The organism is Cryptosporangium sp. NPDC048952, from assembly GCF_043197895.1.
GTDB lineage: Bacteria > Actinomycetota > Actinomycetes > Mycobacteriales > Cryptosporangiaceae > Cryptosporangium.
In genome coordinates, this window is record NZ_JBICTY010000005.1 from 702,723 (window position 1) to 716,119 (window position 13,397).

Genomic DNA, 13,397 nt, shown 5'->3' on the forward strand with positions numbered 1-13,397 from the left:
CGACGCGCAGCCCGCGGTGGCCGAGCCCGCGACGAAGCCTGCGTCCCCCCGCGAGCCCGACGCGGCGCTCCCGTTCGACGTCGCTTCGGACGCGCCGCCCGGCACGGACGAGACCGCGGCGGATTCGGCCGAGCCGGCGGTGAAGCCGGCGAAGAAGCCGACGCCTGCCAAGAAGAGGGGGGCGGCCAAGCCGAAGGGGGCGCGGGAGCCCGCGGCGGAGCTGCCGGTCGCCCGGGTGTGCGTCGACCTGCCGCTCCCGCACCTCGACCGCCCGTTCGACTACCTCGTCCCGTCGGACCTCGCCGACACCGCCGTCGTCGGCGGCCGGGTCCGTGTGCGCTTCGCGGGCCAGCTCGTCGACGGCTACGTGCTCGACCGCGTCGCCACCACCGACCACACCGGCAAGCTCGCCTACCTCGACCGGGCGCTCTCCGCCGAACCGGTCGTGAGCCCCGAGATCGCCCGTCTCGCCCGCGCGGTCGCCGACCGCTCCGCCGGCACGCTCGCCGACGTGCTGCGTCTGGCGATCCCACCCCGGCACGCCCGGGCCGAGTCCGCCCGCCGGGGCGACGGCGTCCTCCCGGTCGACGAACAGGGCCGCCACCGCCCACCCACCGACGGTTTCGCCCGCTACCGCGGCGGAGCGGCCTACCTCCGGCTGCTCGCCGACGGCAACTCACCCCGCGCCGTCCTCGCGGCACTCCCCGGCGAGGACTGGCCGCACCGCATCGCCGAGGCCGTCGCCGCCACGCTCGCATCCGGACGAGGCGCGGTCGCGGTGGTCCCCGACGCCCGCGACCTCGACCGTCTCGACGGCGCCCTCGGTGACGTCCTCGGCTCCGGCCGCCACACCACGCTCGCCGCGTCCCTCGGCCCGGAGGAGCGCTACCGGCGCTGGCTCGCCGTGCGCCGCGGCGAGGTGCTCGCCGTCGCCGGCACCCGCGCCACCGCGTTCGCCCCCGTCGCCGACCTCGGTCTGGCCGTGCTCTGGGACGACGGCGACGACCTGCACGCCGAGCCGCGCGCCCCGTACTGCCACACCCGCGACGTGCTCCTGGTCCGCAGCCAGCTCGCCGGTGCCGGGCTGTTGATCGGCGGTTACGCCCGCACCGCCGAGGCACAGCTGCTGCTCGAGACCGGCTGGGCCAAGTCGCTGGAGGCCGACCGCGAGGTGGTCCGTGCCGCCGCGCCCCGCGTCGTGCCGGTCGGCGACGACCGCGACCTCGCCGCCGACCCCACCGCGTCGGCGGCCCGCCTGCCCACGGTGGCCTGGCGGGCCGCCCGCGAGGCACTCGTCGCGGACGCCCCGGTGCTGGTCCAGGTTCCCCGGCGCGGATACGTGCCGTCGGTGGCCTGCAGCCGCTGCCGCCGGCCCGCTCGCTGCACGGTCTGCTCGGGGCCGCTGGAGCTGCGCAACCGGAGCGAGGCGGGCGAGGGCGACGTGCCCTCGTGCCGGTGGTGCGGCCACCTCGCCGGAGGCTGGGCCTGTCCCGAGTGCGGGAACCGGGGTCTGCGTGCGTCGATCCTCGGTGCGCGGCGCACCGCCGAGGAGCTCGGCCGCGCGTTCCCCGGCTTCACCGTCCGTACGTCGGGCCGCGACGGCATTCTCGGCTCGGTGGGTCCGGGAGCCGCGCTCGTGATCGCGACGCCCGGCGCCGAGCCCGTCGCCGAGGGCGGCTACGGCGCGGCGCTGCTCCTCGACACCTGGGCGCTGCTCACCCGCGCCGATCTGCGGGCGTCCGAGGAGGCGCTCCGCCGCTGGGCGAACGCGGTGGCGCTGGTGCGTCCGGCCCGTGCGGGCGGCCGGGTGGTGATCGCCGCCGACGGCGCGATCCCGGTCATCCAGGCGCTGCTGCGGTGGGATCCGGCGTGGCACGCGGCGCGTGAGCTGGCCGACCGGGCCGAACTCGGGTTCCCGCCCGCGGTGAAGATGGCCAGCGTCACCGGCACCCCGGACGCCGTCGCCGACCTCGTCCGGCTCGCCGAACTTCCCGCGGAAGCCGAGGTGCTCGGCCCGGTGCCGATCGCGCCCCCGTTCCGTGCCGGCGCGGAGGACGAGGAAATCGAACGCGCCCTGATCCGCGTGCCCCGAGCCCTCGGCCCCGCCTTGGCCAACGCCCTCCACGACGCCGCCTCCGTCCGCAGCGCCCACAAAGCCCCCAGCCCAGCCCGGGTCGAAGTAGACCCCTTGGAGCTCCTCTGAGTGGCCGCCCCTGCGCGGATCGGACGTACCGGCGTTCGCCGTAGACTTGGGGGCTGGCGCGGTTGGGCGCGCCGGGTTCGTCGTGCCTGCCGCTCGTCGTGAGAGGAATTGCGTGTCTGTCCGTCCCGTCCGGCTCTTCGGAGATCCGGTTCTGCGCACCCCCGCCGACCCGGTCGTCGACTACGACCGGCAGCTGCGCAGCCTGGTGAAGGACCTCACCGAGACGATGCTGCAGGAGCGCGGCGCCGGCCTGGCCGCTCCGCAGCTCGGCGTCCCGCTCCGGGTCTTCACGTTCGACGTCGGCGACGTCGTCGGTCACCTGGTGAACCCGGTGCTGGAGTTCCCCGACGAGCAGGAGCAGGACGGCCCGGAGGGGTGCCTGTCGATCCCGGGCCTGTACTTCGACACGAAGCGACGCCTGAACGTCGTCGCCACGGGCTACGACATGCACGGCGAGCCGGTGCAGATCGTCGGTACCGAACTGATGTCCCGCTGCCTCCAGCACGAGACCGACCACCTCGACGGCGTCCTGTTCGTCGACCGGCTCGACGCCGCGACGAAGAAGGAAGCGATGAAGGCCATCCGCCAGGCCGAGTGGGCCAACCAGCCCGTGCCGACGGTCAAGCAGAGCCCGCACCCGCTGTTCGGCAAGCTCCGATGAGGCTCGTCTTCGCCGGAACGCCGTCGGTTGCGGTGCCGCCGCTGGAGCGGCTGCTGCAGACCGGGCACGAGGTCGTCGCGGTCGTCACCCGCCCGGACGCTCCGGCCGGTCGCGGCCGCAAGCTGCAGCGCTCGCCGGTCGGCGAGGTCGCGGACGCGCACGGCATCGAGGTGCTCACGCCGGCGAAGGCCGGTGACCCGGAGTTCCTGGCGCGGCTCGCCGAGCTCGCCCCCGACCTCGCGCCGGTCGTCGCGTACGGCGGTCTCATCCCGCCGTCGGCGCTCGCCGTGCCGCGCCTGGGCTGGGTGAACCTGCACTTCTCGCTGCTGCCGGCCTGGCGCGGAGCCGCGCCCGTGCAGCACGCGATCCTGCACGGTGACGAGCTCACCGGTGCCGCGGTGTTCCAGCTCGAGAAGGGGCTCGACACCGGGCCGGTGTTCGGGCAGCTCACCGAGGTGATCCGGCCGGACGACACCTCCGGAGCGCTGCTGGAGCGCCTGTCCGAGGCCGGGGCGGAACTGCTCGCACAGGTCGTCGACGGCATCGCGGCCGGGGCGTTGACGGCGGTGGCGCAGCCGGTGGACGGGGTGTCGCTGGCGCCGAAGCTCACCGCCGAGGACGCGCATCTCGACTGGTCGGTGCCCGTGTTCGCGGTCGACCGGCGGATCCGGGCGTGTACTCCGGCTCCCGGTGCCTGGACGACGTTCCGGGGCGACCGCGTGAAGGTCGGGCCGGTGCGAGCGACGCCGAGCGCCGGTGCGGGCGCGGGTACCGATGCGAGCGCGGACGCGGATCGGCTCGCACCGGGGGAGATCCGGGTCGAGCGGAAGCGGATACTGGTCGGCACCGCGACCGACCCGGTCGTGCTCGGCGAGGTCGTTCCGCCGGGCAAGAAGGCGATGCCGGCGACCGATTGGGCGCGCGGCGCCCGCCCCGAACCCGGCGAGCGGTTCGAGTGACGATCTTCTCCGAAGTGAAGGTGCAGCAGTGACCGAGGGCCAGGGCCGACCCCAGGGGAGCCGTTCCGACGGCGACCCCGACGCTTCCCGCTCGGCGGGTCGCCCGCCCCGAGACCACAGCGCCGACCGCGCCCGCCCCGACCGCGGCGCCGACCGTCCCAGCGGCGGACGTCCTGACCGCGGCGGCGACCGCCCGGACCGCGGTCGCTTCGACCGTGATGGAGACCGTCCGGACCGCGGGCGTTTCGATCGTGGCGCGGACCGTCCCGGCGGCGGGCGCCCTGATCGTGGTGGCGACCGTCCGGACCGTGGTCGCCCCGACCGCAGCGCGGACCGTCCCGGCGGCGGACGTCCTGACCGCGGCGGCGACCGCCCGGACCGCGGCCGCTTCGACCGTAGCGCCGACCGCCCCGACGGCGTACGCCCTGACCGCGGCGGCAACAGGCCGGACCGAAGCACGGATCGCCCTGACCGCGGCCGCTTCGACCGCAGCGCCGACCGCCCCGACCGCGGACGTCCCGATCGCGGTGGCGACGGCTCGGACCGCGGTCGCTTCGACCGCGGTGGCGATCGCCCCGACGGCGCGCGTTTCGATCGCGGTGGGGATCGGCCCGATCGGGCTCGCCCGGATCGTGGTGCGGACCGTGCGCGTCCAGCGCGAAGCGGCGACCGTCCTGACGGTGCCCGCTCCGACCGCGGCTTCAGCCGCCCGGACCGGGAGCGTCCGGCTTATGGCGGGCGGGGTGACGGTGGCTCCGAGCGTGGGGCTCGGCCCTTCCGGGGTGACCGGCCGTCGGGCGGAGAGCGGGGTGCCGGACCCCGTGGTCCGCGTCCCGAGCGGGGTGTACGGCCCGACCGGGGTGACCGTCCCGAGCGGGGTGTACGGCCCGACCGGGGTGACCGTCCCGAGCGTGGTGAACGGTTCGACCGGGGTGAGCGGTCCGATCGGGCCGGTGGGGCGCGCGGGGCGCGGGCCGGTGGCGAGCGGCCGCGGAACGCCGCAGGGCACGAGGGCGAGAAGCGTGCCTGGGGTTCGTACCAGAAAGCCACGCCCGACCCGGCCCGCCGAGCGGCCTTCGACGTGCTCGTCTCCGTCGCGGCCCGCGACGCCTACGCGAACCTCGCGCTGCCTCCGCTGCTCGTCGAACGCCGCATCACCGGCCGTGACGCGGCCTTCGTCACCGAGCTGACGTACGGCACCCTGCGCCACCGCGGCACGCTCGACGCGATCCTCGCCGCGGGGAGCAGCCGTCCGATCGACAAGGTCGACCTGCGGGTGCTCCAGGCGCTGCGGCTCGGCGCCTACCAGCTGCTCTTCACGCGCGTGCCGGACCACGCGGCGGTCGCCGGCACTGTCGAGGTGGCGCGGGTCGCGCTCACCGACGGTCCCGCGCGGTTCGTGAACGCCGTCCTGCGCCGGGTCGCCGAGCGCGCCCTCGACGAGTGGCTCACCGAGGTCACCCCGCCCCTGGGCGAGGATCCGATCGGGCATCTCGCGATTCGCTACAGCCACCCCGAGTGGGTGGTCCGGGCGGTCGCCGACGCGCTCGGCGAGGACACCGCCCGCCTCGGCGAGCCCGACAGCGAGACGGCGAAGGCGCTCGCCGCCGACAACGAGCGCCCGGGCGTCGACCTGGCGGCGCGCCCCGGCCGCATCGAGCCGAAGCAACTAGCCGCCGAAATCCAGTCCGAACTAGGCCGCTGGACCCGCCCACCCGCCCCCACCACAGCGCCCGCCCCGGATGCGTCCGCCGCCACACCGGTCGCAGATGCGGCCGTCGCCGCACCGGCGTCGGGCGCGGTCCCTGCCGCTGACGCGGCCGCCGCGACGGCCGAGGGCGCCACCCCAGCCGCGGGTGCCGAGGGCGCCACCCCAGCCGCGGGTGCCGAGGGCGCCACCCCAGCCGCGGGTGCCGAGGGCACCGCGTCGGCTGCGTCCGCCGAAGGCGTCGCCCCCGCACCCCCGGCTGCGGATGCCGACGGCGTCGCTGCGGCTGCGCCCGCCGAGGAGGCCGCGCTGGTCGGAAGTGATGAGGGACCGGCCGAGGGCGTCGTCGCCGAGACGGCGAGTGACGAGGAGGCGGAGGGCGAGGCCGATGCGGGCGGCTCAGGAGCGGCGGACGACGGGGTGGCGGAACTGCTCGGGCGGTGGTCGCCGGTCGCGGTGAAGCTCCCCGAGGGCGCCCCCGGCAACATCGCCGCGATCGCCGACGGCCGCGCCCACGTCCAGGACGAGGGCAGCCAACTCTGCGCCTGGACCCTCGCCACCGCCCCGCTCGAGGGCCAGGACAACCGCTGGCTCGACCTCTGCGCCGGCCCCGGCGGCAAGGCGGGCCTGCTGGCGTCGATCGGCGCCGATCGCGGCGCGCACCTCCTCGCGGTCGAAGTGACCGAACACCGCGCCAAGCTCGTCGAACAGGCAGTCGAGGGCATGCCCGCGACCGTCCTCACCGCCGACGGCCGCGACGTCGGCACCCACCCTGACCTGCCCGAAGGCGGGTTCGACCGGGTGCTGGTCGACGCTCCCTGCACCGGCCTCGGCGCGCTCCGGCGCCGCCCCGAGGCGCGCTGGCGCAAGGAGCCGGGCGACGTCCCAGCGCTGGCCAAGCTCCAGCGCGAACTGCTCACCGCGGCGCTCAAGGCCGCGCGGCCGGGCGGGATCGTCGCGTACGTCACGTGTTCGCCGCACCTCGCGGAGACCCGCGTGCTGGTGGCCGACGTCTGCCGTCGCACCGGCGCCGAGCCGATCGACGTCCGCATCGTGCCGGAAGCGGCAGCGGCCGCGGACCTCAACCCGACTCCGGAGCGCGTGAGTGCGGCCCGGGCCGCCGCGCTCCAGCTGTGGCCGCACCGCCACGGCACCGACGCGATGTTCCTGTCGCTGCTGCGCAAGCCTGTCGGAGGCCACGACTAAGCTTTCGGACGTGGAGCTATTCGTCGCACCGAGCATCCTGTCCGCCGACTTCGCCCGCCTGGCGGAGGCTGCCGCCTCGGTGGCGGGCCGTCCCGGCACGCCGGGCGCGGACTGGTTGCACGTCGACGTCATGGACAACCACTTCGTGCCGAACCTGACGCTCGGCCTGCCGGTCGTGAAGAGCATCAAGGCAACGACGGACATCCCGCTCGACTGTCACCTGATGATCGACGATCCGGCGCGTTGGGCGCCGGGGTACGCCGAGGCGGGTGCGCACAACGTCACGTTCCACGCGGAGGCGGCGGACGATCCGGCCGCGGTGGGGCGCGACCTGCGGAAGGCCGGGGCGAAGGCCGGGCTGGCGCTCAAGCCCGGCACCCCGCTGGAGCCGTACCTGGAGATCCTGCGGAACTTCGACACGCTGCTCGTGATGACTGTCGAGCCGGGCTTCGGCGGGCAGGAGTTCATGGCTGAGGTGCTGCCGAAGGTCACCGAGGCGCGCAAACGTGTCGAGACCGGGCATCTCGAGCTGCGCATCGAGGTCGACGGCGGCATCAACGCCGACACGATCCACGCCGCCGCCGAAGCCGGCGCCGACACGTTCGTCGCGGGCTCCGCCGTCTACAACGCCGACGACCCGGCGAGGGCGGTAGCGGCCCTGCGCGCGTTGGCCGACAAGGCAGCGGCCCGGTGATCCGCCACGCGGGGCACCCGTGATGACCCCACTGCGCGCGCGGGGGACCGATCGGTGAGTGGGCATGCCGCGGACGCTCCCGGCGGGAGCATCAGGCGCGGCTCCGACGGGCTGATCCTCGTCGTCGACGACGACACCGACGTCGCCACGCTGGTGGCGATGAACCTGCGGTTCGAGCGGTTCGAGGTCGTCACCGCCAACGACGCCCGCAGCGCGCTGGCCGCCATCGAACGCCATCGGCCCGACCTCGTGCTGCTCGACGTCATGATGCCGCGCGTCGACGGCTTCGAGCTGTGCCGGCAGTTACGGGCCTCACCGCTCACCGCCGCGCTGCCGATCATCATGCTCACGGCCAAGGACCTCTCGGCCGACCGCATCCAGGGCCTCACCGCCGGCGCCGACGACTACATCGTCAAGCCGTTCGATCTCACCGAGCTCGTCGCCAGGGTCAAGTCGACACTGCGCCGCAACCGCGAGATGCGGGACGTCTCGCCGCTGACGGGCCTGCCTGGCAACACCCGCATCCTGGAGGCGATCGCCGAGCGGATCGTGGCCCGGCAGGAGCACGGCTGGGAGTACGCGGTCTGCTACGTCGACCTCGACAACTTCAAGACCGTCAACGACGTCTACGGCTTCTACCGGGGCGACCAGATGCTCACCGCCGCCGCCGGGGCGCTCCACTCGTCGACGATCGGGGTCGCCGGTTCGGCGCCGTTCCTCGGGCACATCGGCGGCGACGACTTCCTCGTGGTGTGCACGCCGGAGCAGATCCAGCCGATCACCGACCGCGCGATCACGCTGTTCGACCAGGCCAGCCGCGTGTTGTACGACCCGGACGATCTCGCCCGCGGGTACTTCGAGGTGCTCGACCGCCAGGGGCGACTACGGCGCCACGGGCTGCTGACGCTTTCGATCGGCGTCGCGGTGTCCACTCAGCGCCAGTTCAGCGACCACCGTGAGGTCGTCGCCGCGGCCAGCGAGATGAAGTCGGTGGCCAAGCGCACCGAGGGCTCGATGGTCGCGATCGACCGTCGGCGTGACCCCGAACCCGGGCGTGGTCCCGCGGCACGCCATCTGGCCGCGATCGAGCCCCTGGTCGATCCCGAAGCGTGATCCCTGTCGCATCCGGCCGGTCACAAAGAGGTAACCGTGCCAGACTGGCCCGTAACGGTGGGATTTCGGCTGTATCAGTGGCGATCTCCCGTCGAACGACGTAAGACAGAGAAAGAGCACCAGACAGAAAGCAACGCAGTACGCGCGCTCCGGGGTCGGTGAAATTCCGAACCGGCGGTTACAGTCCGCGACCCGTGAGCCCTTCGGGGCGAGCGGTTGACCCGGTGGAACTCCGGGACCGACGGTTAAAGTCCGGATGGGAGGAAGCGCGCGGGCTGGCTGGCGTGCCCATCCGCGGGTGACGCCGTCGCGCCCGTGCATGCCCTCCTGCGCAGGAACCTCCGGAGCCCGCCCGAGGCGAGGAGGCGCACGGCGCACATGTTCACCGGCATCGTGGAAGAACTCGGCACGCTGGCCGGGGTCGAGGAACTCGACAGAGCGGCCCGGCTCACGCTGAAAGGTCCACGGGTCGCCGTGGACGCGACGCACGGCGACTCCATCGCGGTCAACGGCGTCTGTCTGACGGTCGTGGACAACACCGGCGACGAATTCACCGCCGACGTCATGGCCGAGACGCTCTCCCGCTCGGCGCTGGGCGGGCTCGCCGCTGGTGACCCGGTCAACCTCGAGCGCGCGGCGACGCTCAGCACCCGCCTCGGCGGCCACCTGGTCCAGGGGCACGTCGACGGCGTCGGCACGGTCCTCGAGCGGCGTCCGGACACGCACTGGGAGGTCGTCCGCATCGGTCTGCCCGCGGACCTCGGCCGGTACGTCGTCGAGAAAGGCTCGATCGCTGTCGACGGCGTGTCGCTCACCGTCACCGCCGTCACCGGGGACTGGTTCGAGGTGAGCCTGATCCCGACCACACTCGCCGTGACCACGCTCGGCACCCGGGCGGTCGGGTCCCGCGTCAACCTCGAGGTCGACGTCGTCGCGAAGTACGTCGAAAAGCTGTTGCCCGGAAAGGAGCAGTCATGACGTTCGGCACCATCGGGCAGGCGATCGCCGACATCGCGGCGGGGAAGGCCGTCGTGGTCGTCGACGACGAGGACCGCGAGAACGAGGGCGACCTGGTGTTCGCCGCGTCCGCGGCGACCCCGGAACTGCTGGCGTTCACGATCCGGTACACGTCCGGCGTGGTGTGCGCTCCGGTCACCGAGGCCGACGCCGACCGGCTGAACCTGCCCCCGATGCACCACACCAATCAGGACAGCAAAGGCACCGCGTACACCGTGTCGGTGGACGCTCGGGACAAGACCACGACCGGTATCTCGGCCGCCGAGCGGGCGTCGACGATCCGGCTGCTCGGAGACCCGGCGGCCACCGCGCACGATTTCACCCGTCCCGGCCACGTGTTCCCGTTGCGTGCGGTCGACGGCGGGGTGCTGGTCCGTCCCGGTCATACCGAGGCCGCCGTCGATCTCGCCCGGATGGCGGGCCTGTATCCGGCGGGTGCGGTCAGCGAGGTCGTCAACGACGACGGGACGATGAGCCGCCTGCCGGACCTGATCGAGTTCGCGCGCGAGCACGATCTCACGCTGGTGACGATCGCCGATCTGATCGCGTATCGGCGGCGCACCGAGAGCCAGGTCGTGCGGGAGGTCGACACCCGCGTCCCCACCCGCCACGGCGCCTTCCGCGCCGTCGGCTACCGCAACACCGTCGACGCCACGGAGCACGTCGCGTTCGTGCTGGGCCAGGTCTCCGCGGGCGACGACGTGCTGGTGCGCGTCCACTCCGAATGCTTGACGGGCGACGTGTTCGGGAGCCTGCGCTGCGACTGCGGGCCGCAACTCGAGTCGGCGCTGGCCGCGGTCGCCGCGGAAGGACGTGGTGTCGTCGTCTACCTGCGGGGACACGAGGGCCGGGGGATCGGCCTGCTGCACAAGCTCCGCGCCTACCAGCTGCAGGACAGCGGCTCGGACACCGTCGACGCGAACCTCGAGCTGGGCCTGCCCGTGGACGCCCGGGACTACGCGATCGGCGCGCAGATCCTGCTCGACCTGGGGGTACGGTCGGTCCGGCTGCTCACGAACAACCCGGCCAAGCAGGCCAGCCTGGAAAGCTACGGACTGCAGGTGTCCGGCCGGGTGACGCTGCCCGCCCACGCGCACCCGGAGAACGTCCGCTATCTGACGACGAAGAGGGACCGGATGGGACACGAAATCGTAGGCCTTCCCGACGAGGTCGCTGTGGCCTCGGCCGTGCTGGACCAGGCATCGCTGGGCGCGCCGGCGTGAGCGGCGGAGGGCTCGCCGACCTCGGAGCGGTCGACGCGGGCGGGGTGCGGCTCGGTGTGGTGTCCACGCGCTGGCACCCGGAGATCGCCGACCGGTTGCTCGACCGGGCCCTGGCCACGGCAGCGCTGAGCGGTGTCACCGACGTGCTCACCGCGCGGGTCGCCGGTGCCGTGGAGCTGCCGGTGGTCGCGCAGGAGCTGGCCCAGCGGTGCGACGCGGTCGTAGCGCTGGGCGTCGTCGTCCGCGGCGGAACACCGCACTTCGAGTACGTCTGCGACGCGGTCACCGCCGGCCTCACCCGGGTGGCGCTGGACGCCGGCACGCCGGTCGGCAACGGCGTCTTGACCTGCGACACCGAGGCCCAGGCCCACGACCGGGCCGGCTTCGAGAACAGCGCCGAGGACAAGGGCCGGGAGGCCACCCTCGCCGCGCTCGACGCCGCGCTGACCCTGCGCGACCTGCGCCGGGGATCGGTGCCGCAGGTGGGCTTCGGTGTGAGTTAGGCACGCGCCCGTCGCCGGGTGTACCGAGCGCTCCCGGCGACGGCGTGCCGTGTGCCGGAGCAGGGTTGGGCCGTCCTTCCCGGGGTCGGGGGTACAGCGGCACCCGGGCGATGCGTCGGCCCGTGAAAGACTGCGGTCGTGAAAACGTTCGATGCGCTGTTCGCCGAGTTGTCGGCCAAGGTGGCCGAGGGCACCCCGGGTTCCGGCACGGTGGAGTCGGTGCGGGCAGGCGTCCATACCGTGGGCAAGAAGGTCGTCGAGGAAGCGGCTGAGGTCTGGATGGCCGCCGAGCACGAGTCCGCCGAGCGGACCGCCGAAGAGATCTCACAGCTCCTCTACCACCTGCAGGTCCTCATGCTGGCTCGCGGTCTGAGCCTCGAGGACGTCTACGCCCACCTGTAGTTCCGCCCCCGCACTGGAGGAAACCCGGCATGCTGCGCATCGCCGTCCCCAACAAGGGTTCGCTCTCCGAGCGATCCACTCAGATGCTCGTCGAGGCTGGTTACCGTCAGCGTCGCGATCCCAAAGAACTGGTACTGACCGACGCCGAGAACGAGGTCGAGTTCTTCTACCTGCGCCCCCGCGACATCGCGGTGTACGTGGGCTCGGGCGACCTGGACCTCGGCGTCACCGGCCGTGACCTGCTGCTCGACTCGGGCGCCGACGCGGTTGAGATGCTCGCGCTCGGGTTCGGCAGGTCGACGTTCCGGTTCGCCGCCCGGCCCGGAACCGTCGAATCGGTGCAGGACCTGGCCGGCCGGCGGATCGCCACGTCGTACGCCGGGCTGGTGCGTTCGCACCTTGCGGACAACGGCATCACCGCCGAGGTCATCCGCCTCGACGGGGCGGTCGAGACCGCGATCCGGCTCGGCGTCGCGGATGTCATCGCCGACGTCGTCGAGACCGGAGCGACGCTCCGCCAGCAGGGCCTGGAGATCGTCGCCGAGCCGATCCTGCGCTCGGAAGCCGTGGTGATCCGCGGCAAGGGCCGGGCCGAGACCGGCGCCGACCACCGCATCGACCAGCTCACGCGCCGCCTCAACGGGGTGCTCGTCGCTCGTCGGTACGTGATGCTCGCGTACGACGTCGAACTGGCCCATCTCGACGAGGCCGTGTCGATCACCCCGGGCATCGAGGGCCCGACGATCTCGCCGCTGCACAAGGACGGCTGGGTGGCGGTGAACGCGATGGTGCCCCGCGACGAGACCAACCGGATCATGGACACGCTCTACGACCTGGGTGCGCGGGCCATCATCGTCACGTCGATCCACGCCTGCCGGCTGTGAGCGTGACCGATCAGCAGGCGGACGTCGTCCGCGCGCGTCCGCACCGGCTGACAATCGTGTGCTGGGCGCTCGCGGTCGCGGTCGTCGTGATCTTCAGCGTCGTCGCCGTGCTGCTGGGACGACCGACGACGACCGTGGACCCGGAAGTCGGGCCGCCGTTCGGTCTGGGCGACCAGATCGGCATGGTGTTCCTCGGCTTCCTGCTGGCCGCGGGAGTGCTGTCGCTGACCCGCCCCCGTGTCGTCGCGGACGCCGAGCAGATCAAGGTCCGCAACGTGGTCGGCGGCGTCACCGTCCCGTGGACGCTCGTCCGCGGGGTGCGGTTCGACCGCCATTCGCCCTGGGCCGCAATCGAACTCCTCGACGACGAGCTCGTCTCGGTGCTCGCGGTGCAGGCCGCTGACAAACAGCGGGCTCTGGACGCCGTGCGCGGCCTCCGTCGGCTGCACGCGGCAGCGTGGGAAGGCAAGGACCTGCCGTCCTGAAGGACGACTATTACGCCGCTCGGCTCCGCGGCAATGCGCAGCCGGGCGGCGTTCTGCTGTCGAGAGTTCTGAGTCTGTCGGCCGCCTAAACCAGGTTGGTGACGAACGCGCTCATGCCGCTGGCGATGTTCACGACGCCGTCCCCGAGCGAACGGACCACACCTGCGGCGTCCGCGGGTTGGGTCACTACGAAGAACACCAGCAGGGCAAGTGCTCCCCATTTGAGGAACTTCTTCATGTCACGCCTCCTCGTTGCGGGGTTGGCGCCCACTCACTCGCAGTGCTAGCCGCAGAGTCACGATGCATATACCAACAGTTAGAATCTAACACGCAGTTGTG

Annotated in this window: 14 protein-coding genes and 1 riboswitch; of the genes, 13 read left to right on the forward strand and 1 reads right to left on the reverse strand. The window is 73.1% G+C overall.

Features of this window, described 5'->3' with window-relative positions; all coding sequences use genetic code 11:
• Nucleotides 1–235 precede the first annotated feature (235 nt).
• From ACGFY5_RS30100 to ACGFY5_RS30160, 13 genes are all read left to right on the forward strand, one after another.
• Nucleotides 236–2,203, forward strand: a complete 1,968-nt coding sequence (locus ACGFY5_RS30100; RefSeq protein ID WP_392725074.1) for a primosomal protein N' — start codon at nucleotides 236–238, stop codon at nucleotides 2,201–2,203.
• Between the two features lie 112 nt (nucleotides 2,204–2,315).
• Nucleotides 2,316–2,864 (forward strand): peptide deformylase, encoded by a 549-nt coding sequence (gene def / locus ACGFY5_RS30105; protein ID WP_392724975.1) that lies wholly within the window; start codon nucleotides 2,316–2,318, stop codon nucleotides 2,862–2,864.
• Nucleotides 2,861–3,823 (forward strand): methionyl-tRNA formyltransferase, encoded by a 963-nt coding sequence (fmt, locus tag ACGFY5_RS30110; RefSeq protein WP_392724977.1) that lies wholly within the window; start codon nucleotides 2,861–2,863, stop codon nucleotides 3,821–3,823. Before def ends, fmt begins: the two co-directional genes overlap by 4 nt.
• Nucleotides 3,824–4,038: 215 nt before the next feature.
• Nucleotides 4,039–5,013 (forward strand): hypothetical protein, encoded by a 975-nt coding sequence (locus ACGFY5_RS30115; RefSeq protein ID WP_392724978.1) that lies wholly within the window; start codon nucleotides 4,039–4,041, stop codon nucleotides 5,011–5,013.
• Nucleotides 4,905–6,737 (forward strand): RsmB/NOP family class I SAM-dependent RNA methyltransferase, encoded by a 1,833-nt coding sequence (locus ACGFY5_RS30120; RefSeq protein ID WP_392724979.1) that lies wholly within the window; start codon nucleotides 4,905–4,907, stop codon nucleotides 6,735–6,737. Before ACGFY5_RS30115 ends, ACGFY5_RS30120 begins: the two co-directional genes overlap by 109 nt.
• 10 nt (nucleotides 6,738–6,747) lie before the next feature.
• Entirely contained in the window at nucleotides 6,748–7,431 is a 684-nt protein-coding gene (gene rpe, locus ACGFY5_RS30125; protein ID WP_392724980.1) for a ribulose-phosphate 3-epimerase, read from the forward strand.
• Nucleotides 7,432–7,485: 54 nt separating this feature from the next.
• Nucleotides 7,486–8,544, forward strand: a complete 1,059-nt coding sequence (locus ACGFY5_RS30130) for a response regulator (protein WP_392724981.1) — start codon at nucleotides 7,486–7,488, stop codon at nucleotides 8,542–8,544.
• Nucleotides 8,545–8,684: 140 nt separating this feature from the next.
• Nucleotides 8,685–8,818: riboswitch (FMN riboswitch) on the forward strand.
• A gap of 104 nt (nucleotides 8,819–8,922) precedes the next feature.
• Complete coding sequence (locus ACGFY5_RS30135; RefSeq protein WP_392724982.1) at nucleotides 8,923–9,522, forward strand: riboflavin synthase; 600 nt, start codon at nucleotides 8,923–8,925, stop codon at nucleotides 9,520–9,522.
• Nucleotides 9,519–10,784 (forward strand): bifunctional 3,4-dihydroxy-2-butanone-4-phosphate synthase/GTP cyclohydrolase II, encoded by a 1,266-nt coding sequence (locus ACGFY5_RS30140; RefSeq protein ID WP_392724983.1) that lies wholly within the window; start codon nucleotides 9,519–9,521, stop codon nucleotides 10,782–10,784. Before ACGFY5_RS30135 ends, ACGFY5_RS30140 begins: the two co-directional genes overlap by 4 nt.
• Nucleotides 10,781–11,287 carry a 6,7-dimethyl-8-ribityllumazine synthase gene (gene ribH, locus ACGFY5_RS30145; protein ID WP_392724984.1) on the forward strand — a complete coding sequence of 169 codons (507 nt, stop codon included), beginning with the start codon at nucleotides 10,781–10,783 and terminating at the stop codon, nucleotides 11,285–11,287. The genes ACGFY5_RS30140 and ribH overlap by 4 nt, the downstream gene beginning before the upstream one ends.
• A 138-nt stretch (nucleotides 11,288–11,425) precedes the next feature.
• Nucleotides 11,426–11,689 (forward strand): phosphoribosyl-ATP diphosphatase, encoded by a 264-nt coding sequence (locus tag ACGFY5_RS30150; RefSeq protein WP_392724985.1) that lies wholly within the window; start codon nucleotides 11,426–11,428, stop codon nucleotides 11,687–11,689.
• Between the two features lie 29 nt (nucleotides 11,690–11,718).
• Nucleotides 11,719–12,573, forward strand: a complete 855-nt coding sequence (gene hisG, locus ACGFY5_RS30155) for an ATP phosphoribosyltransferase (RefSeq protein ID WP_392724987.1) — start codon at nucleotides 11,719–11,721, stop codon at nucleotides 12,571–12,573.
• A gap of 2 nt (nucleotides 12,574–12,575) precedes the next feature.
• The gene (locus ACGFY5_RS30160) at nucleotides 12,576–13,058 is read left to right on the forward strand and encodes a PH domain-containing protein (RefSeq protein WP_392724989.1); all 483 of its coding nucleotides are present in this window, start codon (nucleotides 12,576–12,578) and stop codon (nucleotides 13,056–13,058) included.
• A gap of 85 nt (nucleotides 13,059–13,143) precedes the next feature.
• Here ACGFY5_RS30160 and ACGFY5_RS30165 read toward each other — a convergent pair whose 3' ends face one another.
• Nucleotides 13,144–13,296, reverse strand: a complete 153-nt coding sequence (locus ACGFY5_RS30165; RefSeq protein WP_392724991.1) for a hypothetical protein — start codon at nucleotides 13,294–13,296, stop codon at nucleotides 13,144–13,146.
• Nucleotides 13,297–13,397: the final 101 nt, after the last annotated feature.

What these genes read in the sequence shown, in the direction of transcription:
- fmt (WP_392724977.1), top strand. Translation starts at nt 2,861, where the DNA reads ATGAGGCTCGTCTTCGCCGGAACGCCGTCGGTTGCGGTGCCGCCGCTG.
- ACGFY5_RS30135 (WP_392724982.1), top strand. Translation starts at nt 8,923, where the DNA reads ATGTTCACCGGCATCGTGGAAGAACTCGGCACGCTGGCCGGGGTCGAG.
- ACGFY5_RS30140 (WP_392724983.1), top strand. Translation starts at nt 9,519, where the DNA reads ATGACGTTCGGCACCATCGGGCAGGCGATCGCCGACATCGCGGCGGGG.
- hisG (WP_392724987.1), top strand. Translation starts at nt 11,719, where the DNA reads ATGCTGCGCATCGCCGTCCCCAACAAGGGTTCGCTCTCCGAGCGATCC.
- ACGFY5_RS30165 (WP_392724991.1), bottom strand. Translation starts at nt 13,296, where the DNA reads ATGAAGAAGTTCCTCAAATGGGGAGCACTTGCCCTGCTGGTGTTCTTC.